This is a genomic window from Streptomyces sp. BBFR2 (assembly GCF_044497305.1).
GTDB lineage: Bacteria > Actinomycetota > Actinomycetes > Streptomycetales > Streptomycetaceae > Streptomyces.
Genome location: NZ_CP172415.1, coordinates 2,369,499 through 2,395,710, shown reverse-complemented (window position 1 = coordinate 2,395,710; position 26,212 = coordinate 2,369,499). Strand labels below are relative to the sequence as shown.

Below are 26,212 nucleotides of genomic sequence, written 5' to 3'. Positions count from 1 at the left end.
GGGCGCTACCGCCGCAGCGACGCGCCGAACCCGGCGGCCAGCGGCATCCGCAGGCCCAGGGGCGGCGGCGCGGCCATCGCGTCCTGCACCGGGCGGGCGAAGTCCTGGGCGAAGAGCGTGCCGAGCAGGAAGTCGACGGCGAGGGCGTGGACCTCGGACCGGTGCTGGAGCAGCGCGTGGCCGTCGGAGTGCACCTCGAACCGGCAGGTGTCCCGGTTGATCTTCTTGGCGCGCTCGGCGTAGCGGTACGACAGCTCCGGATCGGTCCGCCCGTCGTTCGTGCCGTGTACCAACAGCACCTGACGGCCGACGAGTTGCTTGACCGGATCGGAGGTCTCCGGCGGGGCGCCGGGCTCCGTCGCGCCCTGCGGACCGGGCTCGCCCGCCCCGTCCGGCTCCGCCCGCGGCCCGCCGTCCGCCGCACCCGGCTCCGGGAACCACGGCGCGAGCCCCAGCACCGCGCCGACCGCCGGATGGCCCGCCGCGTGCAGCGCCGCCCGCGCGCCCACCCCGGCGCCGACCAGGCAGACGGGCACATCGCCGTAGCGGCGGACCACTTCCTCGATCGCCCAGGCGGCGTCCCGTGCCGGATCGCCCGCGGCGCCGTTCCAGCCCCGGTGGCGGTAGCGCACGACGTGGGCGGTCAGCCCCTCGGCGCGCCCCGCGCGGGCCAGCCGTCCGGCGAGCGGCCGGACCGCGAGCGCCGGCCACGGCGACGGGCGCCCCGTCCCGCCCGGGGAGCCGTCCGGCAGTAACAACGCCACCCCGCTCACCGAACGCCCGGAACCCCCCGCGCCGCCTCGCCGCAGCGCGGCGCGTACCCCCTCGTCACCGGACGCTCCCAGCGGTTTTCCCAGCCGGGCGTCACGCACCGGCAGTGCTTGCTGAGCCATGCCCAGAACGATGGCAGATCGTAGCGAGCGGGCCACCCCGCCGACGGGTCACCGTTCCGTATCGTTCGGTGAGTTCTACGCGCGTAGGCGCTAGAGTGCCGCAATGACGAGCGAGACCAGCACCCTCCCGACCAGTGACCAGATCCGGCGCGCACCGAAGGTGCTGCTCCATGATCACCTCGACGGCGGACTGCGCCCCGCCACCGTCGTCGACCTCGCCCGCGCCTGCGGGTACACCGCACTGCCCGAGACCGACGCCGGCAAGCTCGGCGACTGGTTCCGCGAGGCGGCCGACTCCGGTTCGCTGGAGCGGTATCTGGAGACCTTCGCGCACACCTGCGCCGTCATGCAGACCCGCGAGGCACTGACCCGGGTCGCCGCCGAATGCGCCGAGGACCTCGCCGCCGACGGTGTCGTCTACGCCGAGATCCGCTACGCCCCCGAGCAGCACCTGGAGAGCGGACTGAGCCTCGAAGAGGTCGTCGAGGCGGTCAACGAGGGCTTCCGTGAGGGGGAGCGGCGGGCCCGCGCGGCCGGTCACCGCATCCGCGTCGGCGCGCTGCTCACCGCGATGCGGCACGCCGCCCGCGCCCTGGAGATCGCCGAACTCGCCAACCGCTACCGGGACTCCGGCGTCGTCGGCTTCGACATCGCGGGCGCCGAAGCCGGCTACCCGCCCACCCGCCACCTCGACGCCTTCGAATACCTCAAGCGCGAGAACAACCACTTCACCATCCACGCGGGCGAGGCGTTCGGTCTGCCGTCGATCTGGCAGGCGCTCCAGTGGTGCGGCGCCGACCGGCTCGGCCACGGCGTGCGGATCATCGACGACATCCAGGTCGGCGACGACGGCACCATCACCCTCGGCCGCCTCGCCTCGTACGTCCGCGACAAGCGCATCCCGCTGGAGATGTGCCCCAGCTCCAACCTCCAGACCGGCGCCGCGCCCTCGTACGCGGAGCACCCGATCGGGCTGCTGCGGCGGCTGCAGTTCCGGCTCACCGTCAACACCGACAACCGGCTGATGAGCGGCACGACGATGTCCCGGGAGTTCGGCCACCTGGTGCGGACGTTCCGCTACACCCTCGATGACATGCAGTGGTTCACGGTCAATGCGATGAAATCAGCATTCATTCCTTTCGATGAACGTCTCGCCATGATCAACGACGTCATCAAGCCGGGCTACGCGGAGCTGCGCGCCGAATGGCTCTTCCCGAAGGCGGCCCCAACTACCGCGTGAGGCACGGCTGCTGAGGCGGCGTGGGCCGTCCGGCGGGGGAGCGGACGGGACGGCCGGGGCGCTGCGCACCGGCCGTTTTTCCGCGCCCGGGGATGTTTGCGGCGCCCCGGGCGGCTCACTACGTTGCGTTGCCGGTCGACTCCCCATCATGAGGACGTAATTGCGATGAAGCAGGCAACCATCAAGACGCTCGGCACCGCCCTCCTCGGCGTGGCCTTCGCCGCCACCGCCGCGGGCACCGCCTCCGCGGTCGACGCCGGTCAGCTCGGCGGCGTGCTCCACAAGCTGCCGGTCGAGCAGACCGCCGACACCGTCTCCGGCGTCTCCAAGACCGCCCACTCGGCCACCGGCGACATCCAGGCCACGCCCAACGCCAAGGGCAACCGCCTCCTGGGCGGCCTGCCCACCAACGCCCTCGGCAAGGTCCTCGGCGGCTGAGCCCCGCACCACACCGTGCCCCGGTCCCCGCTTCGCGTGCGGGCCGGGGCACCGCCGTGTCCGGGCGCCGGTCACCAGGCGGTGGCGGCGCTCTCCGACTCGGACGGCAGCAGCAGCCACAGCGCCAGGTAGACGAGGAACTGCGGGCCCGGCAGCAGACAGGAGAGGACGAATATCACGCGCATCGTCGCCGGCGTCGTACCGAAGCGGCGGGCCAGACCCGCGCAGACTCCGGCGATCATGCGGTTGTCGCGGGGACGGACCAGTGCGGCGGCCATGAGACTCCTCCTTCTCGACGGAACGGGGTGAATGCCCCGGTATCTCAAAGGTAGGTACGCGACGCGGAGAGGACATCAGTCTTCGGGAGGGGGCCGACCCTGGTGATTCTCGGGGTCGGACCCCTGAGATCCTCCGCCCGGCGGCGGAGCCGCGCCCGCGCCCCGGGGACGACGGCGAGATGCGCCAGGGCCACCCCCAGGACGTTCAGCAGCAGCGTGTCGACGTCCGCCACCCGGCCCGGCACCGAGCTCTGCAACGCCTCCAAGGCCAGCGCCAGCAGCCCGCCGGCGCCCACCGTGCGGAGCAGGGACAGCACCGGGGAAACGTTCAGGCGCCCGCCCGCGAGCGGCAGCAGCACGCCCAGCGGGGCGAGCGTCAGCAGCGGTACGCCGATACCGCACACCGCCTCCCACGGGCCGCGCGACAGCGCGGCGCCGATCGTCGCCAGCGGTTCGAGATTGGCCTCCGGGACCCAGGGCACCTGCCGGGGCCACAGCATCAGACGGCCGATGACCAGCAGATGCACCACGAGGAGGAGCCGTCCGGTGGCGCGCATACGGAAGGTGGCGAAAACGCCGGGGCCATGCTGCACACAGCCCAGGACGCCGGGACCGGCGGCCGCGGTTCCGCCCGCGTCCGGGCCGGGCCGGGCATAGGGGGAGAGCGCTGCAGGGGGTGGCCGCGCCCCTGGGGGCTGGAGCCGAGGGCGCGGGTCCGAGGAGCTGATCCCACACCGAGAGCCCCTTCCCGGGAAGCCGGCCCCGGACCCGAGAGCCCCTTTCCGGGAAGCCGGCCCCGGACCGAGGAGCTGGACCCGGACCGAGAGCCCCTTCCCGGAGAGCCGGCCCCGGGCCGAGGAGCTGGACCCGGGCCGAGGAGTCGGCCCCGGACCCGAGAGCCCGGACCCGGCCCGCCGCCCCCTATGCCCCTACGGGACCACCGGCGTCTTCTCCACAGTCTCCCGTCCGGCGTCCGGGTGGGCGCGGACGGCGGCCGTGCAGGCGTAGCGGTGCGGCGGCTCCGTGTCGTCCGGGCCGCCGAGGACCGCCGCGCGGGGGTGGCCGAGGGCCGGGACGTCCCCGAAGGTGCAGGCGAGCTGGGCCAGCGCGAAGGACGGCAGGGCGTCCGGGGGGACGCTCAGCCGCAGCGTTCCCGCGGGATCACCCGGCCGCGCCCCGGTGACCGACAGGTCCTCCGGCACCGCGGACGCGAAACCGGCCTCCTCCTCGGGCGCCGACGGCGGGCGGCGCAGCTCGTCGAGGAGCGCCCGGGCCGCCCGCAGCGGCTCCGTCCCCGCGGTGCGTGGCACCGGGCGGTCGACGGGCACCAGCGCCCCGCCGCACACCAGATACACCGTGGCCGCCGTCCGGTCCGGGCCGTGCTCCCCGGCGCCCGCCTCCTCGACCTCGCAGCTCACCCGGGACGGCGCGCCCCCGGCGTCCACCGGAACCGTCGTCCCGCGCACCCCGCAGCCGGCCAGCGTCAGGGCCGCGACGGCGCCCAGCGCGCCGCCCGCCGCCCGCCGCGCGTGGCCGGACCGCGGCCGCCCCGCCCGGCTCACCGTCCGCCCTCCGCGCCGCCGCGGGCACCGTCGTCCCCGGCGCCCGGCGTGCGGGTCACGCCGCCGCTCTCGCCGAGGTCGTCGCCGGCCAGCCGGGAGGCGTCCATCGGCAGCCGCAGCGTGAAGACCGCGCCGCCCTCGGGGAGGTTGGCCGCGGTGATCTCACCGCCGTGGATGTGCGCGTTCTCCAGGGCGATCGACAGGCCCAGACCGCTGCCGTCGGAGCGGGGCCGCGACGCGCTCGCCTTGTAGAAGCGGTCGAAGACGTGCGGCAGGACCTCCTCGGGGATACCGGGGCCGTGGTCGCGCACCTGGATCAGCAGGGAGCCGTCCACCGGGCCGTCCGCCGGCTCCGCGGCGGACGCCGCGCTGCTGCCCGCGCGGACCGCCTCGGGCGGGCACCGGTGCTCGGCCCCCGAGGCGTCCCGGGTACGGACCGACACCCGCACCGGCGAGCCGCCGTGCTTGAGGGCGTTGCCGATGAGGTTGGCGAGGATCACGTCGAGGCGGCGCGGGTCGAGGCGGGCGACGATGCCGCGGTCCGCGTCCAGCTCCACGGCGTCCAGCCAGGCGCGCGCGTCGATGCACGCCGTCACCTGGTCCGCGACGTCGACGTCGTCCAGCACCAGCCGGGCGGTGCCCGCGTCGAAACGGGTCACCTCCATCAGGTTCTCCACCAGGTCGTTCAGCCGCCGGGTCTCGCTGACCACCAGCCGCACCGCGGGTTCGATCATCGGGTCCAGGGAGTCGGCCTCCTCCTCCAGGACCTCTGAGACCGCGGTGATCGCCGTCAGCGGCGTCCGCAGCTCGTGCGACATGTCCGCGACGAACCGCCGGGACGCCGCCTCCCGCGCGCTCAGCTCCTCCACCCGCTGCTCGACCTGCTCCGCCGTACGGTTGAACGTCCGCGACAGATCGGCCAGTTCATCGGTGCCGGTCACCCGCAGCCGGGTCTCCAGCCGGCCCTCGCCCAGTTGCCGCGCCGCGTGCCCGAGCCGCTGCACCGGGCGCAGCACCATCGACGCGGCCGCCTGCGCCAGCAGCGCCGAGCCGACCAGCGCCAGCGCCGTCGCGATCCCCAGCGACCAGGCAAGCGAGTTGAGGTCCTGCCGCTCCGTCGCCAGCGACTTCATCAGATAGCCGGTCGGCCCGCCGCCGGTCACCTTCGCCCCGGCGACCAGGTACGGCACGTCGCCGACCTCCTTGCGCTGCCAGTACAGGTGGTGCGAGAAGCGGTTGGCGTCGTCCACCGGGCGCGCGGTGTCCACCGCCGTGCGCAGCGACGCGGGCAGGCGCCCCGGCGTCAGCAGCTCCCGGTCCGTCGCGGCCACGCACTCCTTGCCCTCGGAGTCCGTACCGATCAGCAGCACCGCGTAGTTCTGCGGCCCGGCCGCCATCTGCCGCGCAGCGTCCTGCAGTTCCCCGCACCGCGGCTGCACCGGCAGCGCCCCGGCGCGCTCGGCCAGCGCCGTACGGAAGTCCTTGAGCACCGCGTTCTGGGTGCGCTCCAGGACGGTGTTGCGGTTGAGCCAGTACGCGATGCCGGACGCGGAGACCGCCGCTGTCAGCGCGACCAGCGCGAAGACGAACACCAGCCGCATCCGCAGGCTCGTCCAGCGCAGCAGCCCCGCCGCCCGGCGCCGGAACCGCGGCAGCCGCCGGGCGCGGCCGTCCGCCCCGGTGGCGCCGTCCGTCACTGCGGGGTGTCCAGCCGGTAGCCGACCCCGCGGACCGTACGGATCAGCGTCGGCGACGACGGGACGTCCTCGACCTTGGCCCGCAGCCGCTGCACACAGGCGTCCACCAGCCGCGAGTCACCCAGGTAGTCGTGCTCCCACACCAGCCGCAGCAGTTGCTGGCGGGAGAGCGCCTGACCGGGGCGGCGGCTCAGCTCCAGCAGCAGCCGCAGCTCCGTCGGGGTCAGTTGGAGATCCTCGCCGTTCTTGGTGACCGTCATCGCCGAACGGTCGATCACCAGCGAACCGAACGTCGCCGCGTCGTTCGACTCCCGCTCCCCGCGGCGCAGCACGGCCCGGATCCGGGCGTCCAGCACCCGGCCCTGCACCGGTTTGACGACGTAGTCGTCCGCCCCGGACTCCAGGCCCACCACGACGTCGATGTCGTCGTTGCGGGCGGTCAGCAGAATGATGGGCAGTTGGTCCGTACGCCTGATCCGCCGGCACACCTCGAAACCGTCGATGCCCGGCAGCATCACATCCAGCACGATCAGGTCCGGCCGCTGCTCGCGCAGCAGCAGGAGGCCGTCCTCGCCCGACGCCGCGGTCACCACACGGTGACCTTGGCGCGACAGGGAGAGTTCGAGCGCCGTGCGGATGGCGTCGTCGTCCTCGATCAGCAACAGGAAAGGCACGCCCGCCATTCTGGCCCATGGCCCCCCGCCGCATCGACCGGCCGGTGGCGCGGGACGCCAACCTGGCGCCCAGGGGCCGCCGCGCGCTCCACGAAGGGCTCAAAAGACCCCCCAAGGCACATCTGGCACCCCTGTGACGTGCGCATCGAGCATGTCGCGGCCCCCTGTGACACGGCTGTGACAGTCGACGGACAACGCGATGAAACTGCGTTGGCAGGGTTCTTGGCACCGGGAGGGACACCGACCGGGACAGACCGATCAAGCCAGGCTCTACCGACGGGGGGCGCGAGATGAACACCAAGCACGCCAAGAGCACCAGCACGGTGGTCACGCGTCTCTGCGACGTCGCACGGGCCTCCGAGAAGTCCGGTGCCGCGGGAGGGCGGGGGTGTTCCCGCGGCACCGGACGTCAGCGGCAGCCGTACATGATCGCCGTTGACGCCACGGTGAACGGCCCGGCGCCGGCCGGCCCGGCCACGGAGCGCACCGCGCCCGCCGACGGGTCCGACGCCGCCTTCACCGCGTACGTCCAGGAGCGCCGCTCCGCGCTCTACGCCACCGCCTACCACCTGACCGGCGACCGCTACGAGGCCGAGGACCTGCTGCAGAGCGCGCTGTTCTCGACCTACCGCGCCTGGGACCGGATCAGCGACAAGGCGGCGCTCGGCGGCTACCTGCGGCGCACCATGACGAACCTGCACATCAGCGCGTGGCGCCGCCGCAAGCTGAACGAATACCCCACCGAGGAACTGCCGGAGACGGCGGGCGACACGGACGCGATGCGCGGTACCGAACTGCGCGCGGTGCTCTGGCAGGCGCTGGCCCGCCTGCCCGAACCGCAGCGCACGATGCTGGTCCTGCGCTACTACGAGGGCCGTACGGACCCGGAGATCGCGGACATCCTCAACATCAGTGTCGGCACGGTCAAGTCCAGCATCTGGCGCTCGCTGCGCCGGCTGCGTGAGGACGAGGTCCTCAGCTTCGGCCGTGACGAGGAGGAGTCCTTCGGCGAGCTGGTGGCCTGAAGGACGGGGAGAAAGCCCGAGGGGATCAAGGGCTGCGGACACGTCCCGGAAACGGGGGACACGGGGGAACACGGTCCGGTCGGACTACCGCGAAGGCCGTGCGTATCCGGGACGCGTCCGCGAACAACGGGGAGAAAGCGGGGGAACCCGAGGGAAGGGGAACGGGGGACACGGGGGAAAGGTGAAGCGGGTCCGGACTGCCGGGGAGGGCGTCCGGACCCGCTTCGCCATGTGTGCAGCCCGTACGGCGTAAGCCCCGCCCGGCCGCCGCACGACGGCGCGTCCCGGGCGGGGCTCGCGCCGTGCCGCCTTTAGCGCACGGCCTCCGCCCGCACCTCGACCGTCGCCTCGTACCGCACCGGGAACGCCACGGAGTTGGCGATGAAGCACTTACGGTGCGCCTCCTCGTGGAGGGCGAGCGCGCGCTCGCGCATCGACTCCGCCACGACCCGCGTCCTCGGGCGCAGCACCGCCTCGGTGAACGCGCCGCCCCCGGAGCCGTCCTCCGCCATCGTGGCGCCGGAGTTGTCCTCGTAGCCGGTGACCGTCACGCCGTTCAGGGCGCACAGCGCGAGGTAGGTCAGCATGTGGCACTGCGACAGGGAGGCGAGCAGCAGTTGTTCGGGGTTCCAGGCGCCGGCGGAGCCGAGGAACGCCGGGTCGGCGCCGGCGACGAGCGGCGGCGGGCCGTCGGCGCTGACCTCGTGCCCGCGGTCGTAGTCGCGGTAGCCGCTGGTCCCCGTGCCGGTGTCGCCGGTCCGGACGACGCGCGTGCGGTAGGTGTGCTCCCTGGCCTTCGGCATGCGTGTCCTCCCGGGACGCCGTTTCCGCGAGCGGCCACCGGGTCCGGCGGCCGGGCTCAGGAGCCTGCGTGCGTCACTCCGGGCCCGCCGCCGGTACGGGAGATCGCCCCTTCGGGGGGTCCCGGCCTCTCCGTGCGGCCGTCGTCCGGGCCCGCCGTCCGCGCCGCCGCGATCCGGGCCAGCGCCTCGGGGCGGGCGCACGGGTGGGCGCCGAGCGCCGTCTGCCGCGCCACCACGGAGCGTTCGGCCCGCAGCAGCCGCAGCCCGCGGCGTATCAGGTACGGCACCGGCTTACGGCTCTCGCGCACGTCCCGCAGCAGCCGGCGGCGGAAGGTCGTCGTGGGCCGTCCGCGCAGGCACAGCGCGTCGGCGAGCAGCCCGGCGGCCCGGCAGCGGTCGATCACCTCGGCGGCGAAGATGCCCTCCGCGACGAAGAGCGCGGCGCCGTCCAGCGTGACGTCCACGACGCCGGTGCGGGCGCTGGCCCCGATGTCGTACACCGGGACCGCCGCGCGGCCCTCACGGCAGAGCGCGGCGACGGCGGCGACCGCGGCGTCCGCGTCCCAGGAGAGCGGGGAGTCCCAGTCCGCGCCGCCGCCGTCGGGCAGCCGCGGCAGTGTCGGGTCGCCGGCTTCCTTGTAGAAGTCGTCGAGCCGGAGCACCGGCAGGCCCGTACGGGCGGCGAGGGAGGACTTGCCCGATCCGGAGGGACCGGTCAGCAGCAGGACGCGGGCGGCGGGGCGCCGGGCGGCGGACGGAAAGCTCACGGGACCCCATTGTCCGGCATCCGGCCCGCCGGGCCACCCCCTGGGCCGCACCGGTCACCTCACACCTGGCCGGCGGGGCGGTGCGCGGGGGAGCGCGGGTCCGGACAGGGCGCGGCTCCGGGCGGGGCTCCTGGGCGCCGCGCGGCCCCGGGCGGCGCGGCGCCGCGCCGTGGTGCCGCCCGCTCCGGACCGGCTCGCGGCGGTCCGCCACCGCTCCGTACGAACTGGATCGCCCGGCGCCCGTCAACTACGCTGTGCGGTCAATCGATTACCGAACGGTTCTCTTCCGTGGAAGGCTCCCTCTCCGGGGCCTTCCGTCGCACAGGCAGGTGGCAGCGCATGGCCTCTCACGCACGTCCCAAGCCCGCTCGGCTCTCCCGTACGCTCCTGCGGGCCTCGCTCGCGGTCTCCGCGGCCGGGGCCGCGCTCGTGGCGGGCGGCGGCGCGGCGAGCGCGGCGCCGGTGAAGTCCACGGACACCGGCGCCACCGCCTCCGCGCTCTCCGGCGCGCTGCTCAACTCCGTGGCCGGCGCCACCGGACCGGTCAAGAACCTCCAGCTCGACCCGCTGGCCAACACCTCCGTCGACCCGCTCGCCAACGCCGTCGGCACCCAGGTCGCCGACTTCAAGCCGGTCGGCACCCAACTGCTGACCGACCCGGTCACCAAGGGCGGCGCGCTCAAGGACCTGCCGCTGATCGGCGCGGTCACTCGCCTCCTGCCGTAGTCCCGGAAAGCCGTACGGGCCCCGATCCGCGCGGGATCGGGGCCCGTGGTGTTCGTGCCGGTGTCAGACGCCCATCGGGTGCCACACCGTCTTCGTCTCCAGGAAGGACAGGAGGCGGCCGGTGCCCGGGTCGGCGGACCAGTCCACCGGGGCCGGGCGGCGCACCCGCTTGAGGTTGTCCGCCGCCGCGGTCTCCAGCTCCGCCGCCAGCTCCGCGTCCGCGCCCGCCAGGTCGATGGCGTTGACGTCCTGGTGTGCGGCGAGCGGCGCGCCCAGCTCCGCCGTACGGCCGGAGAGGAGGTTGACCACCCCGCCCGGCAGGTCGGAGGTGGCCAGTACCTCGGCCAGCGACAGCGCGGGCAGCGGAGCCCGCTCCGCCGCCACCGCGACCACGGTGTTGCCCGTGACGATCGCGGGCGCGAGGACCGACACCAGCCCGAGGAACGACGACTCCTGCGGCGCCAGCACCGCGACCACGCCGGTCGGCTCCGGCGACGACAGGTTGAAGTACGGGCCCGCGACGGGGTTGGGGCCGCCCGCGATCTGGGCGACCTTGTCGGACCAGCCCGCGTACCAGACCCAGCGGTCCACGGCCGCGTCCACCTGCGCCGCGGCCTCGGCCTCGGCCAGCCCCTCGGCCGCCGCGACCTCCGCGGTGAACTGCGCCCGGCGGCCCTGGAGCATCTCCGCGACGCGGTAGAGGATCTGCCCGCGGTTGTACGCCGTCGCGCCCGACCAGCCGCCGAACGCCTTACGGGCCGCGACGACCGCGTCCCGCGCGTCCTTACGGGACGCCAGCGGCGCGTTGGCCAGCCAATTGCCCTCGGAGTCGGTCACCTCGTACACCCGCCCGCTCTCGGAACGGGGGAACTTCCCCCCGACGTACAGCTTGTAGGTCTTGAAGACGGAGAGTCGGTCAGCCATGGTGCTCGCCCTTCGGGGTCGACGGGGTCAGATACGCCGCCAGTCCGTGACGGCCGCCCTCGCGGCCGTGGCCCGACTCCTTGTAGCCGCCGAACGGCGACGTCGGGTCGAACTTGTTGAAGGTGTTGGACCAGACGACCCCGGCGCGCAGCTTGTCCGCCATCCACAGCATCCGCGAACCCTTCTCCGTCCAGATCCCGGCGGAGAGTCCGTACGGCGTGTTGTTGGCCTTGGCGACGGCCTCCTCCGGCGTACGGAAGGTCAGGACCGACAGCACCGGGCCGAAGATCTCCTCGCGGGCGATGCGGTGCGCCTGGGTGACGCCGGTGAAGAGCGTCGGCGCGAACCAGTAGCCGGAGGAGGGGAGTTCGCACTCCGGGGACCAGCGCTCGGCGCCCTCGGCCTCGCCCGCGTCGGCGAGCGCGGTGATCCGGGCCAACTGCTCGGCGGAGTTGATCGCGCCGATGTCGGTGTTCTTGTCGAGCGGGTCGCCGACGCGCAGCGTCCGCATCCGGCGCTTGAGCGCCTCCAGCAGCTCGTCGGCGACGGACTCCTGGACCAGCAGCCGCGAACCGGCGCAGCAGACATGGCCCTGGTTGAAGAAGATGCCGTTGACCACGCCCTCGACGGCCTGGTCGAGCGGGGCGTCGTCGAAGACGATGTTCGCCGCCTTGCCGCCCAGCTCCAGCGTCACCTTCTTGTCGGTGCCGGCGACCGTGCGGGCGATGGCCTTGCCGACCTCGGTGGAGCCGGTGAAGGCGACCTTGTTCACGTCCGGGTGCGCGACCAGCGCGGCGCCCGTGGAGCCGTCACCGGTCAGGATGTTGACGACGCCCTTCGGCAGCCCCGCCTGACGGCAGATGTCCGCGAAGAACAGCGCCGACAGCGGGGTGGTCTCGGCGGGCTTCAGCACCACGGTGTTGCCGGTGGCCAGCGCCGGGGCGACCTTCCACGCCAGCATCAGCAGCGGGAAGTTCCACGGGATGACCTGCCCGGCGACGCCGAGCGGGCGCGGGTTCGGGCCGTAGCCCGCGTACTCCAGCTTGTCGGCCCAGCCGGCGTAGTAGAAGAAATGGGCGGCGACCTGCGGCAGGTCCGCGTCGCGGGACTCGCGGATCGGCTTGCCGTTGTCCAGCGTCTCCAGGACGGCCAGCTCACGCGAGCGCTCCTGGATGATCCGGGCGATCCGGAAGAGGTACTTGGCCCGCTCGGCACCGGGCAGCGCGGACCAGGTCACGAACGCCGTGCGGGCGGCGGCCACGGCACGGTCGACGTCGGCGGCCTCGGCCTGCGCGACCTCGGACAGCACCTCCTCGGTCGCGGGCGAGACGGTCTTGAAGACCTTGCCGCCCGCCGCCGGAGCGAACTCTCCGTCGATGAAGAGTCCGTACGACGGCGCGATGTCGACCACCGCACGGGACTCGGGCGCCGGGGCGTAGGTGAAGGGGGTGGAAGCGTCGAAAGTCATGGATTGCCTCAGTCCACCGTGACGTAGTCGGGGCCGGAGTAGCGGCCGGTGCTGAGCTTCTGGCGCTGCATCAGCAGGTCGTTGAGCAGGCTGGAGGCACCGAACCGGAACCAGTCGGCGGTCAGCCAGGGCGCGCCCAGCGTCTCGTTGACCATGACCAGGTACTTCATCGCGTCCTTGGTCGTCCGGATACCGCCGGCCGGCTTCACGCCGACCTGCACGCCGGTGGCCGCGTGGAAGTCGCGGACCGCCTCCAGCATCAGGAGGGTGACGGGCGGGGTGGCGTTGACGGCGACCTTGCCGGTCGAGGTCTTGATGAAGTCGGCGCCCGCGAGCATCGCCAGCCAGGAGACCCGGCGGACGTTGTCGTACGTCTGGAGTTCGCCGGTCTCGAAGATCACCTTGAGGTGGGCGGCGGACCCGTCGGGCCGGGCGCACGCCTCCTTCACGGCCTTGATCTCCTCGTAGACGGACAGGTAGCGACCGGCGAGGAACGCGCCCCGGTCGATGACCATGTCGATCTCGTCGGCGCCGGCGGCGACCGCGTCCCGCACATCGGCGAGCTTGACCGGCAGCGCGGCGCGGCCCGCCGGGAAGGCGGTCGCCACGGACGCGACATGGATACCGGAGCCGGCGAGCGCCTCCTTGGCCGTCGCGACCATGTCCGGGTAGACGCAGATCGCCGCGACCTTCGGGACGGTGCGGTCGGTGGGGTCCGGGTTGATGCCCTTGGCGCACAGCGCCCGCACCTTGCCGGGGGTGTCGGCTCCTTCGAGCGTCGTCAGGTCGATCATCGAGACGGCGAGGTCGATGGCGTACGCCTTCGCCGTCGTCTTGACCGAACGGGTACCGAGGGTGGCGGCGCGGGCCTCCAGGCCGACCTTGTCGACGCCTGGGAGGCCGTGCAGGAAGCGGCGCAGCGCGCCGTCGTCGGCGGTCACGTCCGCCATCGACGCCAGCCGCCCCGCGGCTTCCTTGCCGTATGCGGGAACTGTGGTGGGCATGGTCACGAGGGGAGCATATCTACGCGCGTAGCGGCCTGTCATCCCCCCAGGAAGGCCGGGGCGTGCGGGAATGTGGCGCGCGCCCGGGGCCATCCCCGGGGAGCGGGGCGCGGTGGCCCGGCGGGGGCACGTGAGGGGACAGGCGCCCGGTCGGTGGCCGAGCCTGCGGGGGCGCCGGGACGGGCCGCTGCGGGGCGTACGCACCGGCGGCGTACGCCCCGCCGGCGCCGTCGCGCTCCGTCCCGTCCCGGATACGGCGTTCCGCCCGACTGATGCCGTAACGCAATGTCCGGCATCCGGACGGTCAGGCAGAATCGGCACCATGACGCGCCAGGAACCCGCCAGCACGGCCCCGCAGAAGTACGCCGAGCGCAGCTACCGCTCGCCCATGGGCCTGGTCGGCGGCGCGCTGCTGATCGCCCTCGGCCTCTGGCTCGGCGGCGACGCCCTGGTGCGCGGCGCCCTGGAAACCAAACTCACCGCCCTCTTCGCGCTGCTCCTCGGCGTCCCGCTGGTCGCCGCGTTCACGCTGCGTCCCGTGGTGAAGGCGGGTGAGGACCGTCTGCTGGTCCGCAACCCGTTCCGCACGCTGACGCTCCCCTGGGGCGCGATCGAGGACCTCCGCGCCTCCTTCTCCTGCGAGGTCTTCACCACCGGCGGCCGTAAGTACCAGCTCTGGGCGATCCCGGTCTCCCTGCGCCAGCGCAAGAAGGCGGGGCGGCAGGCGGCGCGCGGAGCGGCGCCGCGCCGCCTCGGCATGGGCGGCGACCCCGGCCCGGTGCCGCGCGCCACGGCCGACCAGACGATGGACGAACTGCGCGAGATCAAGGCCCAGGCCACCCACCGGGAAGGCGCGAGCGGGGAGCCGGTGGTCCGGTGGGCTTACGGGTTCATCGCGCCGTGTGTGGTGGGGGTTGTGGGGTTGGCCGTGATGCTGGCGGTGTAGGGGGCTCGGAGGGCGGGGCGGCACTTGCGCCCTGCGTCGCCGCCCCGGTCCGCAAGGCCCCGGGCAGCCGCGTCTGCGGAGGCCCGCACAGGCCCCCGCGCACGCGGGGCTCACCAGACGGTCTTCGATCTGCTGGTCGCCCGGACGGGGCCATCCCCGCACTCGCGGGTGGACGCGGCCTCGACGCTCAGCACGTCGACTTCCCAGGGAACACCCCCGCGCACGCGGGTTGAACGTCCTGCACGCGGGGTGAACGTCCTGATCGTGCCCCGCGGGACGACGAGCCGGGACCCCTCGGCGCTCGCGGGCCCCGCACGTCCCATCCGGTGCGTGCCGCCAACCGCACCCGTTCGTCCTGCGCTTCCGGGCGGTACGGCCTCGGCCCGCCCGGAGCGTACCCACCCCGCCGCCCATGCCGGGCCCGTACGAACGCCCGTGGAGCCGCCCCGACACACCGACCGCCGGGTAGCCGCACCGCATCGTTCACCCCACCGACCGGGAGAGACTGCGCGGGCATCCCCACTTCCGCCCAGCCCGGAGCCCTCGATGACTCACTCCGTTCCCGGCCCGTGCGAGGACCGCGCCTTCCCGGCCCTCTGCGCCCACACCCACCTCTTCCCCGGGGCGCGCTGCCGCCTCCTGAAGGTGCCCGATCCCGAGGGGTTCGCGGGGGCGCCCCGGCCCGTAGGGGTCGCGCTGCGGTTCTCCGACGGGGCCGTCGCCGCCGCGGAGCTGGAGGTCGCCGAGGACGGCGGGGCGGTGCTCGCCGTGGACGCGTACGTGACGGCGGCGGGTACGCGTATCGCCGCCCGGCTGTGGTCCGTACGCGCGCTGCGGCCGGACGGGGACGAGGTCGAGGTACGTATCGGCGACCGGCTCGGCGGTACCGGGCCCTGCACCCCGGTCACGGACTGACGGACCGAAGGCGCAGCCGGTGGAACGGATCGCCGTAGGGGCGGGCCGCCTCGGGGCGGACGGCGGTAGCGGCCGCCCGCCCCGAGGGGCACCGGCCTGGCCGCCGTCCGCGTAAAGCGACGGCGGGACCGAGCCCCCCCCCGCGTACCCGCAGGGACCGAGCCCCCCTCGCGTACCCGCGGGGACCGAACGACGCCGCGCGCGGGTCGACGAACGTCCAGGGGACATGCCCGCACACGCGGGCCCACCTGGGTTTTCCCCAGCCCGTGCCATTCCCGCTCCGGCCGGCCGGCTACCGCCGCCCGGCCGGAGCGCGCCCTCAGATTCCCGCGGCCTCTCCCAGGTCCGCCTTCAGCTCCGCCAGCACCTCGGCCGCCCGCTCCCGCGTCCCGTGCAGCGCGTCCGCGGCCGCCACCGGCAGCACGACCTCCAGGTAGCACTTGATCTTCGGCTCCGTGCCGCTCGGGCGGACCACGACCCGGCCGGCCGCCACGCCGCGCTCCGGCGCACCGGCCAGCGTGTACCGCAGGCCATCGGTCGGCGGCAGGGAAGCGGTGCCGCGCGAGAGGTCCTCGGCCTCGGCGACCGGCAGCCCGGCGAGCGTCGCCGGCGGGGCCTCGCGGAGCCGGCGCATGGCACCGGCGATCAGGGACAGGTCCTCGACCCGGACCGAGAGCTGGTCGGTGGCGTGCAGGCCGTATTCGACGGCGAGGTCGTCCAGCAGGTCGGTGAGGGTGCGGCCGGAGCGCTTCAGCTCCGCCGCCAGTTCGGTGATCAGCAGGGCGGCGGTGATGCCGTCCTTGTCGCGGACGCCCTCGGGGTCGACGCAGTAGCCCAGCGCCTCCTCGAACGCGTACCGCAGGCCGTCCACCCGGGCCAGCCACTTGAAGCCGGTCAGGGTCTCCTCGTACGGGAGCGTGGCGGCGGCGGCGATCCGGGAGAGGAGGGAGGAGGAGACGATGGTGGTGGCGAAGGTGCCGGACGCCTGCTTGCTGACGAGGTGGGCGGCGAGGAGGGCGCCGACCTCGTCGCCGCGGAGCATGCGCCAGCCCGCGTCGGTGCCGGGAGCGGGCACGGCCACCGCGCAGCGGTCCGCGTCCGGGTCGTTGGCGATGACGAGGTCGACGCCGTCGCCCGCGGCGCGGGCGGTGGCGAACGCCAGGTCCATCGCGCCGGGCTCCTCCGGGTTGGGGAAGGCGACGGTCGGGAACTCCGGGTCCGGCTCGGCCTGTTCCGCGACGACCAGCGGGGCGGGGAACCCGGCGCGGGCGAACGCGGCGAGCAGCGTGTCCCGGCCGACGCCGTGCATCGGGGTGTAGACGACACGGGCGTCGCGCGGCGAACCGGGGGTGAGGACCGCGTCGGTCCGCTCCAGGTACGCGGTGAGGACGTCGTCGCCGAGGGTCTGCCAGCCGGACTCCGGTCGCGGCACGTCGTGCAGCGAGCCGATCGCGGCGATCTCCGCGGCGATCTCGCCGTCCGCGGGCGGCACGATCTGGGAGCCGTCGCCGAGGTAGACCTTGTAGCCGTTGTCGCGCGGCGGGTTGTGGCTGGCGGTGACCTCGATACCGGCGACCGCGCCGAGCTGCCGGATCGCGAACGCCAGGACCGGAGTGGGCAGCGGGCGCGGCAGCACCGCGGCGCGCAGCCCCGCGCCCACCATCACCGCGGCCGTGTCACGCGCGAAGTCGGCGCTCTTGTGGCGGGCGTCGTAGCCGATGACCACGAGGCCGTCGCCGTCCCCGCGGCCCTTGAGGTACGCGGCGAGACCGGCGGCCGCGCGGATGACCACCGCGCGGTTCATCCGCATCGGGCCCGCGCCCAGCTCCCCGCGCAGCCCCGCGGTGCCGAACTGGAGCGTCCCGGCGAACCGGTCGGCCAGCTCGCTCACGTCACCGGCGTCGATCAGCCGGGACAGCTCGTCGCGGGTCTGCGGGTCGGGGTCCTCGGCCAGCCAGGTCTGGGCGAGACGGATCAGCTCCGCGGGATCGGTGGCCACGTTGATGCTCCTGACGACGGTGGGTGGGGCGGGGAGGCGGGGACGGGACGGCCGGGCTCCGGCTGAGGGCCGGAGGCCCGGCGGCGTACGGGAACGGCGTACGCCACCGGGGGACGGCGTACGGTCCCGGGGCGGGCGGCCGGGCCGGGCGTGGTGCCCGCCCCGGCCGTCCGGCCCGGGCCGGACGGGGCTCAGAGCTTGCCGAGCACCTGGGCCAGCAGGCTGCCCATCCGCGTCGCGGAGTCACGGCCGGCCTGGAGGACCTCTTCGTGGTTGAGCGGCTCACCGGTCATGCCCGCGGCGAGGTTGGTCACCAGGGACAGACCCAGCACCTCGGCGCCCGCCTCACGGGCGGCGATGGCCTCCAACGCCGTCGACATACCGACCAGGTCGGCGCCGAGCGTCCGGATCATCCGGATCTCGGCGGGCGTCTCGTAGTGCGGCCCGGGGAGCTGCGCGTAGACGCCCTCCTCCAGGGTCGGGTCGACCTCCTTGCACAGCGCGCGCAGCCGCGGCGAGTACAGGTCCGTCAGGTCGACGAAGCGGGCACCCTCGATCGGCGAGGTGGCGGTGAGGTTGAGGTGGTCGCTGATCAGCACCGGCTGACCCGGACGCATCCCGTCACGCAGACCGCCGCACCCGTTGGTGAGCACGATCGTCTTGCATCCGGCGGCGACGGCGGTCCGCACTCCGTGCGCGACGGCGGCCACCCCACGGCCCTCGTAGTAGTGCGTACGGCCGAGGAAGACCAGCGCGCGCTTGTCGCCCATGAGGTACGAGCGGATCTTGCCGCCGTGGCCCTCCACGGCGGGCGGCGGGAAGCCGGGCAGCTCGGTGACGGGGAACTCGTGCTCGGGCGCGCCCAGCGCCTCGGCGGCCGGGGCCCAGCCGGAGCCCATGACCAGGGCGACGTCATGGCTGGCGGCACCGGTGAGTTCGCGCAGGCGGGCGGCGGCGTCCCCGGCGGCGGCCTGCGGGTCGCGGGCGGGGTCCGTGGTAACAGATGCGTTCACGCCGACGAGGGTAGCGGGAAATCTCCTACGCGCGTAGATGCCGCCGTGGACGGGGCCGGAAGGCGCTGGTGGGAGGGGTGCGCGGGGGCCGGGCGGGAGAACCGGAAGAGGGTCGGAGCGGCTGGGGAGGGACGGGGTTCCCTGAGGCCGTCCACCGGGCGGGCCCCAGGGGAAGTCGCCGGGGCCTCCCGGGTGGCCCTGCAGGGACGCTCGCCGAGGTCCGTGATGCCCGTGCCGTTTCCGGCGTCCGGGAAAGACGCGGGGGGCGGGATCGGGCCGGACGCACCCCGGCCCGCGCGGCCGGACCGCCTAGGCTCCGGCCCCCGCCGGACCGCGCCCGATGACCGCCCCGTGGCCCCTCAACAGGGCCGCTTACGCATCTCCATGACGTAGTCGTGCGGGGCGCCCGCCGACTCGGCGGCGTCGGCGATCTCGCCCAGATAGCGGGCGGAGGGGAGGCCGCCCTCGTAGCCGTTGAGGACGTAGAGCCACGCGGGCTCCTCGCCGTCGAGGGTGTGCACCCGCACCCGCATCCGGCGGTAGATGTCGAGGCCGACGCCCTCCCAGCGGTCCATGGAGTCCTCGTCCATGGGCGCGATGTCGTAGAGCGCGACGAAGACCTGGGAGCGCGGTGCCTCGACGATGGTGGCGAGGGCGCCCTCCCAGCCCATCTGCTCACCGCCGAACGTGAGCCGCCAGCCGTTGAGCCAGCCGGTGCCGCGCAGCGGGGAGTGCGGTGCGCGGCGGGACATCAGCCGCGCGTCGAGGTTGCCGGCGTACGCGGCGTAGAGCGACATGGTTCGAGGGTACGGGAGGCGGGCCGCCCAGCTCCTGGGGAATCAAGGATCCGGAGCCGGGAAATCCGCCGCCCGCCGCACCCCGCCGGGAAGCACCGCGCGGCGTGCGGGACAATGGAAGGCGTGACTCGGATCGTGATCATCGGTGGCGGACCCGGCGGATACGAAGCGGCCCTGGTGGGCGCCTCGCTCGGCGCGGAGGTGACCGTCGTCGACTGCGACGGTCTGGGCGGGGCGTCGGTGCTGACCGACTGCGTCCCCTCGAAGACTCTCATCGCGACGGCCGAGGTGATGACGACCTTCGACTCCTCGTACGAGGAGCTGGGCATCATCGTCGAGGACGGCACGCCCGACCCGGAGCGGCCCGCCCGCGTCGTCGGCGTCGACCTCGGCAAGGTCAACCGCCGCGTCAAGCGCCTCGCGCTCGCCCAGTCGCACGACATCACCGCCTCGGTGACCCGCGCCGGCGCCCGCGTGCTGCGCGGCCGCGGCCGGCTGGAGCCGGGGCAGGCCACGGACGGCTCCCGCAAGGTCACGGTCACCGCCGCCGACGGCACCGAGCAGACCCTCGTCGCCGACGCGGTGCTGATCGCCACCGGCGCGCACCCCCGCGAGATCCCCGACGCCCTCCCCGACGGCGAGCGCATCCTGAACTGGACGCAGCTCTACGACCTCGACGAACTGCCCGAGGAACTGATCGTGGTCGGCTCCGGTGTCACCGGCGCCGAGTTCGCCGGTGCCTACCAGGCGCTCGGCTCCCGCGTCACGCTCGTCTCCTCCCGCGACCGGGTGCTGCCCGGCGAGGACCCGGACGCCGCCGCCGTCCTGGAGGACGTCTTCCGTCGCCGCGGCATGAACGTCATGGCCCGCTCCCGCGCCGCCGCCGTCAAGCGGGTCGGCGACCGCGTCGAGGTGACGCTCGCCGACGGCCGGACGATCTCCGGCAGCCACTGCCTGGTCGCGGTCGGCTCCATCCCCAACACCGCCGGGATCGGCCTGGAGGAGGCCGGGGTCCAGATGAAGGACTCCGGGCACATCCGCACCGACCGCGTATCGCGCACCTCCGCGCCCGGTGTCTACGCGGCGGGCGACTGCACCGGCGTCTTCGCGCTGGCGTCGGTCGCCGCGATGCAGGGCCGCATCGCGATGTACCACTTCCTCGGCGACGCCGTGGCGCCGCTGAACCTCCGGACGGTCTCCGCGAACGTCTTCACCGACCCGGAGATCGCCACCGTCGGCTACTCCCAGGCGGACGTCGACGCGGGCAAGATCGACGCCCGGGTGGTCAAGCTCCCGCTGCTGCGCAACCCGCGCGCCAAGATGCAGGGCATCCGCGACGGCTTCGTGAAGCTGTTCTGCCGCCCGGGCACCGGCATCGTCGTCGGCGGTGTGGTGGTCTCGCCGCGCGCCAGTGAGCTGATCCACCCGATCGCGCTCGCCGTCGACAACAACCTCACCGTCGAGCAGATCGCCAGCGCCTTCACGGTCTACCCGTCGCTGTCCGGCTCGCTCGCCGAGGTCGCCCGGCAGTTGCACACCCGTAAGGCGGCCAACGAGTAGCCGTTCTCGGGGCGCGGACGGTGGGTACGTTTGTGCCCCGGGTGCGCGCGGCGGGTGAGGGGCGTGCCGGACCCTCGCCGGGTGTTCGGCGCTGACCTGCGATCATGTCGCCGTTGCCGGGCGGGAGTTCGGGGTAGGAGCCTTCTATACCACTCGCCCGTTCGCGCCGTGCACAATTTCCGTTAATTGGTGCAACCTGCTGAAAACAGACGGGCGTTGGCGTTACTGTCAGTTTCGTGTTCGCTGCAGAACGTCGCCAATTGATCCTTGAAATGGTGCGGGCCAACGGAGCGGTGTCGCTCCGGGAGCTCGCCCGTGTCGTCCAGACCTCCGAAGTGACCGTGCGCCGGGACGTACGCGCGCTGGAAGCGGAAGGGCTCCTCGACCGCCGGCACGGCGGAGCGGTCCTCCCGGGCGGGCTCGCCCGGGAATCCGGTCTGCCCCAGAAATCCCACCTGTCGACGGCGGAGAAGACGGCCATCGCCGATCTCGCCGCCGGTTTCGTGGAGGAAGGCGAGGCCATCGTCGTCGGTGCCGGCACCACCACCCAGGAGCTGGCCCGCCGGCTCGCGCGGGTGCCCGGCCTGACCGTCGTCACCAACTCCCTGCTGGTCGCCCAGGCGTTGGCCCACGCCAACCGCGTCGAGGTCGTCATGACCGGCGGGACGCTGCGGGGCTCCAACTACGCGCTGGTCGGCAGCGGTGCCGAACAGTCGCTCCAGGGGCTGCGGGTCTCCCGCGCCTTCCTGTCGGGCAGCGGGCTGACCGCCGAGCGCGGCCTCTCCACGTCCAACATGCTCTCCGCCAGCGTCGACCGGGCCCTCGTCCAGGCCGCGGGCGAGGTGGTGGTCCTCGCCGACCACACCAAGCTCGGCGCCGACACGATGTTCCAGACCGTGCCGACGGACCTCATCACCCGGCTGGTCACCGACGAGCCCCCGGCCCACGACGACCGCGCCGCGACGGAGTTGCAGGCCCTCGCCGACCAAGGCGTACAGATCGCCGTCACCGGTACCGCCGCCACCGCGGCGGACGGCGCCCCCGACCGGCGCGGCCACCGCCGGGAGGTCCCGCTGCCGGGCCAGCGCCGCAACCACCCGCCCGGGGGCGCGTCCCCGGCCCTGCGCTCCGCCTCCCTGGGCGACACACCCCGCGTCGCCGATCTCGCCCCCCGGCGCCGCTGAGACGTCCCGGGGCCCGGCGGCACGACCGCGGGGCCCCGGGAGGTCTCAGTACGCCCGACCCGGCTTCCGGCACCTCGGCGGTACGCGCCCCGTGCGGGCGGGTGCCGCCGAGGCGCTTCGGGCGGCGGGGCCCCGGCCCGTCCGCGGTGTTTCCGGTACACCGCCCGGCGCGCCCGCCGCCGCTCCCGTTACGCGCCCGGCTCCCCGGCGCAGTCGTTCCCGTCCGCCTTCAGACCGGTCAGGGTGAGGGTCAGCAGGCGGTCGGCGAGGAGCGGATCGTCCGGGGACTCCTCGGCGGCCAGCGCGATGCCGTTCGTCAGCCGCATCAGATCGCCGATGGTGACGTCCGGCCGGACCGCCCCGGCCCGCTGCGCGCGGGCCAGCAGCGCGCCGCCCGCCTCCCGCATCGGCACACTGCACCGCGCCATCCCGGAACTCTCGTCCGCCGTCGCCGTCATCAGCGCCCGCGACAGGCCCCGGTACGTACCGGCGTGGGTGATGATCGCGCGCAGCCACTCGACCAGCGCCCGGCACGGTTGCGGCGCGTCCGCCAGCTCCCGCGCCTGCGCCAGCAGCGCGTCCACCTCGCTCTGGAAGACCGCGCCCATCAGCGACGTACGGTGCGGGAAGTGCCGGTAGAGGGTGCCGATGCCGACCCCGGCGCGGCGGGCGATCTCCTCCAGCGAGGTGTCCGTGCCGTGCTCGATGAAGGCGGTACGGGCCGCGGCCAGCAGCCGCTCGTAGTTGCGCCGGGCGTCGGCCCGCATGGGGCGCGGGGTGGGTGCCGCGCCGGCCGCCGCCTCGCTCCGTCGTGCGGCCGGCCGCCGCCCTGCCGTCTCGGTCGCCATCGCCGTCCTTCCTCGTCCCGGCCGGTCCCGGCCCGGTGGCTCCAGGATGCCACTGACCGGGGCCGCGGCGGGCCGCCCGCCGGGGGCGCGCGGGGCCGTCGCGTGCGCCCCTGACAGGGGCCCCGGGCCCGGCTGGTGGCCGGGCGGCGTCCCGCGGCCCAATGTGCGGTGGCCGCCCGGCGACACCTCGCCGAACACCGGGGCACGCCGCAACGCCGCGCCCCGCACCACCGTCAAACCTGGCGCAACACGGCGTTCCGGGCGGTGCGTGCCCGGGGCGCCGGCACATCGCGGGGTCGGCACGGGCACACGTCCCGGCGGCCCCACCGGACCTGGGGAAGACGTCATGGGGCTGACCAGCCGCCCGCTGTTGTACGCCGCCGTTCTGGCCGCCCTGGCCGCGGTCGCGCTGACCTGCCGGCTGTGGCCGCGCTTCGCCGGGCGCGGACCGCGGGCCCTCCTCGGCCGCCTCGGCTCGCTCCTCGCCACCCAGCTCGCCCTCGTCGCCGCCCTCGCCCTCGCCGTCAACACCAACTTCCAGTTCTACGGCTCCTGGCACGAACTGCTGGGGCTCTACGACGACGCCCCGGGCGCGGTCGCCAAATGGGGCGGGGCCACGGGCGCCGGACCCGCCGGGGACCCGACGCAGGGCCTCGTCCAGCCGTCCGGCCCGGAAGGGCTCGACAAGGTGCACGGCCTGCCCGAGGGACCGCCCGCGACCGCCGGGAAGGTCGAGACCGTACGGATCGTCGGCAAGCGCACCCGCCTGGTGGACCCGGCGTACGTCTACCTGCCGCCGCAGTACTTCCAGCCCGCCTACGCCCGTCAGAGATTCCCCGTCGTCGTGGCGCTCAGCGGCTATCCGGGCGGCATCTACCTGCTGGGCCAGCATCTGCGGCTGCCGCAGACCGCGGCGGCGCTCCAGCGCTCCGGCCAGGCGCAGCCCACCGTCATCGTGATGATGCGGCCCACGGTCGCCCCGCCGCGCGACACCCAGTGCGTCGACGTGCCCGGGGGCCCGCAGGCCGAGACGTTCTTCGCCCAGGACGTACCGGACGCCCTGCGGTCCCACTACCGGGTCGGCCACGACCCCGGCGGCTGGGGCGTCCTCGGCTACTCCTCCGGCGGTAGCTGCGCCCTCCAGCTCGCCATGCGTCACCCCGGGACGTACACCGCGGCGGCGGCGCTCTCCCCGGACTACAAGGTCACCCCGGACCCGACCACCGGCGACCTCTTCGGCGGCGGGCGGGACCGGGTGCGCCGCCGCGAGGAGCACGATCTGGTGTGGCGGCTGCGCCATCTGCCGCCGCCGCGGGTCTCGGTGCTGATCGGGACCAGCCGTCACGGCGAGAAGAACTACCCGGCGGCCCGGGAGTTCCTGGCCGCCGTCCGCCCGCCGATGCGGGCCGGCACCGTCCTCCTCGACCGGGGCAGCCACAACTTCGCCACCTGGCGCCGCGAACTGCCCGCCGCACTGCGGTGGATGAGCAAGGAGCTGACGTTCCCGGAGGACGTGGTCGGGGCGTCGTGACGCCGTGACGGCGCCGGGGCGCGCGGCTGCCCCGTACGCGCCCCGGCGGGACCGGCGCGCGCCCCCGCCCGGCCCGGCGCGCCCCGGGCACGCGAAGGCCCCGGCACACCCGTGCCGGGGCCTTCCGCCGCGTACGGCCGGACGTCAGTCCTTGATCTCGCAGATGACGGCGCCGGAGGTGAGGGCGGCGCCGACCTCGGCGGCCAGGCCCTTGACGGTGCCGGCGCGGTGGGCGTTGATCGGCTGCTCCATCTTCATCGCCTCCAGGACGACGACCAGTTCGCCCTCGGCGACGGTCTGGCCCTCCTCGACGGCGACCTTGACGATGGTGCCCTGCATCGGGGAGGCGAGGGTGTCGCCGGAGGCGGCGGAGCCGGACTTCTTCGACGCCTTGCGCTTGGGCTTGGCACCCCCGGCGACCGCGGCGCGGGCCAGCGGCATCCCGAGCGAGGACGGCAGCGAGACCTCCAGGCGCTTGCCGCCGACCTCCACCACGACCGTCTCGCGGGTGTCGGCCTCCGCCTCGTCGCCGCCGGCGGCGGCGAACGGCGGGATGTCGTTGACGAACTCCGTCTCGATCCACCGGGTGTGGACGGTGAACGGGTCGGCGGAGCCGGTCAGTTCGGGGGCGAACGCCGGGTCCTTGACGACCACGCGGTGGAAGGTGAGGGCGGTGGCCATGCCCTCGACGGTGAACTCGTTCAGCGCGCGGGCGGCGCGCTGGAGCGCCTGCTCACGGGTGGCGCCGGTGATGATCAGCTTGGCCAGCAGGGAGTCCCACGCCGGGCCGATGACGCTGCCCGACTCCACGCCCGCGTCCAGGCGGACACCGGGGCCGGAGGGCGCGTCGAAGAGGGTGACGGTGCCGGGGGCCGGGAGGAAGCCCCGGCCCGGGTCCTCACCGTTGATGCGGAACTCGAAGGAGTGGCCGCGCACGGCGGGGTCGTCGTAGCCCAGCTCCTCGCCGTCGGCGATGCGGAACATCTCGCGGACCAGGTCCAGGCCGGTGACCTCCTCGGTGACCGGGTGCTCGACCTGGAGGCGGGTGTTGACCTCCAGGAAGGAGATCGTGCCGTCCTGGCCGACCAGGAACTCGCAGGTGCCGGCGCCCGCGTAACCGGCCTCCCGGAGGATGGCCTTGGACGCGCGGTACAGCTCGGCGTTCTGCGCCTCGCTCAGGAACGGCGCCGGGGCCTCCTCGACCAGCTTCTGGTGGCGGCGCTGGAGGGAGCAGTCACGGGTGGAGACGACGACGACGTTGCCGTGCTTGTCGGCCAGGCACTGCGTCTCGACGTGGCGCGGACGGTCGAGGTAGCGCTCGACGAAGCACTCGCCGCGCCCGAAGGCGGCGACGGCCTCGCGGACCGCGGAGTCGTACAGCTCCGGGACCTCTTCGAGGGTGCGGGCGACCTTCAGGCCACGGCCGCCGCCGCCGAACGCCGCCTTGATGGCGATCGGCAGACCGTGCTCCTTCGCGAAGGCGACGACCTCGTCCGCGCCGGAGACCGGGTCGGGGGTGCCGGCGACCAGCGGGGCGCCGGCGCGCTGCGCGATGTGGCGGGCGGCGACCTTGTCGCCGAGGTCACGGATGGCGTGCGGGGGCGGGCCGATCCAGGTCAGCCCGGCGTCCAGGACGGCCTGGGCGAATTCGGCGTTCTCGGAGAGGAAGCCGTAACCGGGGTGGATGGCGTCCGCGCCGGAGTCCTTGGCCGCCTGGAGGACCTTGGCGATGTCGAGGTAGCTGGTGGCCGGGGTGTCACCGCCCAGGGCGTAAGCCTCGTCGGCCGCGCGGACGTGCAGGGCGTCCCGGTCGGGGTCGGCGTAGACCGCCACGCTCCCGATTCCGGCGTCCCGGCATGCACGGGCAACGCGGACAGCGATTTCGCCACGGTTGGCGATGAGCACCTTGCGCACGATGGG

At 74.2% G+C, this 26,212-nt stretch carries 25 protein-coding genes; 9 read left to right on the top strand and 16 right to left on the bottom strand.

Translation table 11 applies throughout. The annotated features are described in order from the left end of the window. Positions 1 to 5 precede the first annotated feature (5 nt). Positions 6 to 893 carry an alpha/beta hydrolase family protein gene (locus tag ACGH2B_RS09010; protein ID WP_399086770.1) on the bottom strand — a complete coding sequence of 296 codons (888 nt, stop codon included), beginning with the start codon at positions 891 to 893 and terminating at the stop codon, positions 6 to 8. A 103-nt stretch (positions 894 to 996) separates the two neighbouring features. Between ACGH2B_RS09010 and ACGH2B_RS09005 the strand changes: the two genes are divergently transcribed. Both ACGH2B_RS09005 and ACGH2B_RS09000 read left to right on the top strand, forming a co-directional pair. Further along, a complete protein-coding gene (locus tag ACGH2B_RS09005; RefSeq protein ID WP_399086767.1) occupies positions 997 to 2,133 on the top strand; it encodes an adenosine deaminase in 1,137 nt (378 codons plus the stop codon). Between the two features lie 165 nt (positions 2,134 to 2,298). Continuing rightward, entirely contained in the window at positions 2,299 to 2,571 is a 273-nt protein-coding gene (locus ACGH2B_RS09000) for a hypothetical protein (RefSeq protein ID WP_399086764.1), read from the top strand. 71 nt (positions 2,572 to 2,642) lie between these two features. Here ACGH2B_RS09000 and ACGH2B_RS08995 read toward each other — a convergent pair whose 3' ends face one another. The 5 genes from ACGH2B_RS08995 to afsQ1 form a co-directional block, all read right to left on the bottom strand. Continuing rightward, the gene (locus tag ACGH2B_RS08995; protein WP_399086761.1) at positions 2,643 to 2,849 is read right to left on the bottom strand and encodes a PspC domain-containing protein; all 207 of its coding nucleotides are present in this window, start codon (positions 2,847 to 2,849) and stop codon (positions 2,643 to 2,645) included. Between the two features lie 44 nt (positions 2,850 to 2,893). Further along, positions 2,894 to 3,406, bottom strand: coding sequence for a VanZ family protein (locus ACGH2B_RS08990; protein WP_399096843.1), 513 nt, complete (start codon positions 3,404 to 3,406; stop codon positions 2,894 to 2,896). Between the two features lie 372 nt (positions 3,407 to 3,778). Continuing rightward, entirely contained in the window at positions 3,779 to 4,411 is a 633-nt protein-coding gene (locus ACGH2B_RS08985; RefSeq protein WP_399086758.1) for a hypothetical protein, read from the bottom strand. Further along, the gene (locus ACGH2B_RS08980) at positions 4,408 to 6,012 is read right to left on the bottom strand and encodes an ATP-binding protein (RefSeq protein ID WP_399096840.1); all 1,605 of its coding nucleotides are present in this window, start codon (positions 6,010 to 6,012) and stop codon (positions 4,408 to 4,410) included. Before ACGH2B_RS08980 ends, ACGH2B_RS08985 begins: the two co-directional genes overlap by 4 nt. Before the next feature lie 92 nt (positions 6,013 to 6,104). Further along, on the bottom strand, positions 6,105 to 6,782 hold the full coding sequence (afsQ1, locus tag ACGH2B_RS08975) for a two-component system response regulator AfsQ1 (RefSeq protein WP_399086755.1): 678 nt from the start codon (positions 6,780 to 6,782) through the stop codon (positions 6,105 to 6,107). Positions 6,783 to 7,072: 290 nt separating this feature from the next. On the opposite strand from afsQ1, the gene ACGH2B_RS08970 reads away from it, so the two are divergent. Further along, positions 7,073 to 7,807, top strand: a complete 735-nt coding sequence (locus ACGH2B_RS08970) for a SigE family RNA polymerase sigma factor (protein WP_399086752.1) — start codon at positions 7,073 to 7,075, stop codon at positions 7,805 to 7,807. Positions 7,808 to 8,118: 311 nt separating this feature from the next. Here ACGH2B_RS08970 and ACGH2B_RS08965 read toward each other — a convergent pair whose 3' ends face one another. Then, positions 8,119 to 8,610, bottom strand: coding sequence for an OsmC family protein (locus ACGH2B_RS08965; RefSeq protein ID WP_399086749.1), 492 nt, complete (start codon positions 8,608 to 8,610; stop codon positions 8,119 to 8,121). A gap of 56 nt (positions 8,611 to 8,666) precedes the next feature. Further along, entirely contained in the window at positions 8,667 to 9,377 is a 711-nt protein-coding gene (locus ACGH2B_RS08960; protein ID WP_399086746.1) for an ATP-binding protein, read from the bottom strand. Between the two features lie 339 nt (positions 9,378 to 9,716). Here ACGH2B_RS08960 and ACGH2B_RS08955 point away from each other — a divergent pair, with 339 nt between their 5' ends. Continuing rightward, entirely contained in the window at positions 9,717 to 10,103 is a 387-nt protein-coding gene (locus tag ACGH2B_RS08955; protein ID WP_399086743.1) for a hypothetical protein, read from the top strand. Between the two features lie 63 nt (positions 10,104 to 10,166). Here ACGH2B_RS08955 and ACGH2B_RS08950 read toward each other — a convergent pair whose 3' ends face one another. Genes ACGH2B_RS08950 through deoC form a run of 3 tightly spaced genes read right to left on the bottom strand, consistent with a single transcriptional unit; the run spans position 10,167 to position 13,499 of the window. Then, on the bottom strand, positions 10,167 to 11,027 hold the full coding sequence (locus ACGH2B_RS08950; RefSeq protein WP_399086740.1) for an aldehyde dehydrogenase family protein: 861 nt from the start codon (positions 11,025 to 11,027) through the stop codon (positions 10,167 to 10,169). Continuing rightward, positions 11,020 to 12,495 (bottom strand): aldehyde dehydrogenase family protein, encoded by a 1,476-nt coding sequence (locus ACGH2B_RS08945; protein WP_399086738.1) that lies wholly within the window; start codon positions 12,493 to 12,495, stop codon positions 11,020 to 11,022. The genes ACGH2B_RS08950 and ACGH2B_RS08945 overlap by 8 nt, the downstream gene beginning before the upstream one ends. Positions 12,496 to 12,503: 8 nt before the next feature. Beyond that, positions 12,504 to 13,499, bottom strand: a complete 996-nt coding sequence (gene deoC / locus ACGH2B_RS08940) for a deoxyribose-phosphate aldolase (protein ID WP_399096836.1) — start codon at positions 13,497 to 13,499, stop codon at positions 12,504 to 12,506. Positions 13,500 to 13,821: 322 nt separating this feature from the next. Between deoC and ACGH2B_RS08935 the strand changes: the two genes are divergently transcribed. Together ACGH2B_RS08935 and ACGH2B_RS08930 are read left to right on the top strand one after the other, a co-directional pair. Next, positions 13,822 to 14,445 (top strand): PH domain-containing protein, encoded by a 624-nt coding sequence (locus tag ACGH2B_RS08935; protein ID WP_399086735.1) that lies wholly within the window; start codon positions 13,822 to 13,824, stop codon positions 14,443 to 14,445. Between the two features lie 546 nt (positions 14,446 to 14,991). Further along, complete coding sequence (locus tag ACGH2B_RS08930) at positions 14,992 to 15,360, top strand: hypothetical protein (RefSeq protein ID WP_399086732.1); 369 nt, start codon at positions 14,992 to 14,994, stop codon at positions 15,358 to 15,360. A 319-nt stretch (positions 15,361 to 15,679) separates the two neighbouring features. On the opposite strand, the gene ACGH2B_RS08925 is transcribed toward ACGH2B_RS08930, so the two are convergent. The 3 genes from ACGH2B_RS08925 to ACGH2B_RS08915 form a co-directional block, all read right to left on the bottom strand. Next, positions 15,680 to 17,359, bottom strand: a complete 1,680-nt coding sequence (locus ACGH2B_RS08925; RefSeq protein WP_399086729.1) for a phospho-sugar mutase — start codon at positions 17,357 to 17,359, stop codon at positions 15,680 to 15,682. Between the two features lie 191 nt (positions 17,360 to 17,550). Further along, the gene (locus ACGH2B_RS08920; protein WP_399086726.1) at positions 17,551 to 18,372 is read right to left on the bottom strand and encodes a purine-nucleoside phosphorylase; all 822 of its coding nucleotides are present in this window, start codon (positions 18,370 to 18,372) and stop codon (positions 17,551 to 17,553) included. 359 nt (positions 18,373 to 18,731) lie between these two features. Beyond that, complete coding sequence (locus ACGH2B_RS08915; RefSeq protein ID WP_399086723.1) at positions 18,732 to 19,169, bottom strand: gamma-glutamylcyclotransferase; 438 nt, start codon at positions 19,167 to 19,169, stop codon at positions 18,732 to 18,734. 114 nt (positions 19,170 to 19,283) lie between these two features. Between ACGH2B_RS08915 and ACGH2B_RS08910 the strand changes: the two genes are divergently transcribed. Continuing rightward, complete coding sequence (locus ACGH2B_RS08910; protein WP_399086720.1) at positions 19,284 to 20,729, top strand: NAD(P)H-quinone dehydrogenase; 1,446 nt, start codon at positions 19,284 to 19,286, stop codon at positions 20,727 to 20,729. A 236-nt stretch (positions 20,730 to 20,965) separates the two neighbouring features. Continuing rightward, complete coding sequence (locus ACGH2B_RS08905; RefSeq protein WP_399086717.1) at positions 20,966 to 21,913, top strand: DeoR/GlpR family DNA-binding transcription regulator; 948 nt, start codon at positions 20,966 to 20,968, stop codon at positions 21,911 to 21,913. 188 nt (positions 21,914 to 22,101) lie between these two features. On the opposite strand, the gene ACGH2B_RS08900 is transcribed toward ACGH2B_RS08905, so the two are convergent. Continuing rightward, positions 22,102 to 22,761: a TetR/AcrR family transcriptional regulator gene (locus ACGH2B_RS08900; RefSeq protein ID WP_399086714.1), complete on the bottom strand. Its 660-nt coding sequence runs from the start codon at positions 22,759 to 22,761 to the stop codon at positions 22,102 to 22,104. A 346-nt stretch (positions 22,762 to 23,107) separates the two neighbouring features. On the opposite strand from ACGH2B_RS08900, the gene ACGH2B_RS08895 reads away from it, so the two are divergent. Continuing rightward, entirely contained in the window at positions 23,108 to 24,292 is a 1,185-nt protein-coding gene (locus tag ACGH2B_RS08895; RefSeq protein WP_399086711.1) for an alpha/beta hydrolase, read from the top strand. 144 nt (positions 24,293 to 24,436) lie between these two features. On the opposite strand, the gene ACGH2B_RS08890 is transcribed toward ACGH2B_RS08895, so the two are convergent. Then, positions 24,437 to 26,206 carry an acetyl/propionyl/methylcrotonyl-CoA carboxylase subunit alpha gene (locus tag ACGH2B_RS08890; RefSeq protein WP_399086708.1) on the bottom strand — a complete coding sequence of 590 codons (1,770 nt, stop codon included), beginning with the start codon at positions 26,204 to 26,206 and terminating at the stop codon, positions 24,437 to 24,439. Positions 26,207 to 26,212: the final 6 nt, after the last annotated feature.

What these genes read in the sequence shown, in the direction of transcription:
- ACGH2B_RS09005 (WP_399086767.1), top strand. Translation starts at nt 997, where the DNA reads ATGACGAGCGAGACCAGCACCCTCCCGACCAGTGACCAGATCCGGCGC.
- ACGH2B_RS08910 (WP_399086720.1), top strand. Translation starts at nt 19,284, where the DNA reads ATGGAAGGCGTGACTCGGATCGTGATCATCGGTGGCGGACCCGGCGGA.
- ACGH2B_RS09000 (WP_399086764.1), top strand. Translation starts at nt 2,299, where the DNA reads ATGAAGCAGGCAACCATCAAGACGCTCGGCACCGCCCTCCTCGGCGTG.
- ACGH2B_RS08895 (WP_399086711.1), top strand. Translation starts at nt 23,108, where the DNA reads ATGGGGCTGACCAGCCGCCCGCTGTTGTACGCCGCCGTTCTGGCCGCC.
- ACGH2B_RS08980 (WP_399096840.1), bottom strand. Translation starts at nt 6,012, where the DNA reads ATGCGGCTGGTGTTCGTCTTCGCGCTGGTCGCGCTGACAGCGGCGGTC.
- ACGH2B_RS08955 (WP_399086743.1), top strand. Translation starts at nt 9,717, where the DNA reads ATGGCCTCTCACGCACGTCCCAAGCCCGCTCGGCTCTCCCGTACGCTC.
- ACGH2B_RS08970 (WP_399086752.1), top strand. Translation starts at nt 7,073, where the DNA reads ATGAACACCAAGCACGCCAAGAGCACCAGCACGGTGGTCACGCGTCTC.
- ACGH2B_RS09010 (WP_399086770.1), bottom strand. Translation starts at nt 893, where the DNA reads ATGGCTCAGCAAGCACTGCCGGTGCGTGACGCCCGGCTGGGAAAACCG.
- ACGH2B_RS08935 (WP_399086735.1), top strand. Translation starts at nt 13,822, where the DNA reads ATGACGCGCCAGGAACCCGCCAGCACGGCCCCGCAGAAGTACGCCGAG.
- ACGH2B_RS08945 (WP_399086738.1), bottom strand. Translation starts at nt 12,495, where the DNA reads ATGACTTTCGACGCTTCCACCCCCTTCACCTACGCCCCGGCGCCCGAG.
- deoC (WP_399096836.1), bottom strand. Translation starts at nt 13,499, where the DNA reads ATGCCCACCACAGTTCCCGCATACGGCAAGGAAGCCGCGGGGCGGCTG.
- ACGH2B_RS08965 (WP_399086749.1), bottom strand. Translation starts at nt 8,610, where the DNA reads ATGCCGAAGGCCAGGGAGCACACCTACCGCACGCGCGTCGTCCGGACC.
- ACGH2B_RS08995 (WP_399086761.1), bottom strand. Translation starts at nt 2,849, where the DNA reads ATGGCCGCCGCACTGGTCCGTCCCCGCGACAACCGCATGATCGCCGGA.
- ACGH2B_RS08930 (WP_399086732.1), top strand. Translation starts at nt 14,992, where the DNA reads ATGACTCACTCCGTTCCCGGCCCGTGCGAGGACCGCGCCTTCCCGGCC.
- ACGH2B_RS08900 (WP_399086714.1), bottom strand. Translation starts at nt 22,761, where the DNA reads ATGGCGACCGAGACGGCAGGGCGGCGGCCGGCCGCACGACGGAGCGAG.
- ACGH2B_RS08950 (WP_399086740.1), bottom strand. Translation starts at nt 11,027, where the DNA reads ATGGCTGACCGACTCTCCGTCTTCAAGACCTACAAGCTGTACGTCGGG.
- ACGH2B_RS08990 (WP_399096843.1), bottom strand. Translation starts at nt 3,406, where the DNA reads ATGCGCGCCACCGGACGGCTCCTCCTCGTGGTGCATCTGCTGGTCATC.
- ACGH2B_RS08915 (WP_399086723.1), bottom strand. Translation starts at nt 19,169, where the DNA reads ATGTCGCTCTACGCCGCGTACGCCGGCAACCTCGACGCGCGGCTGATG.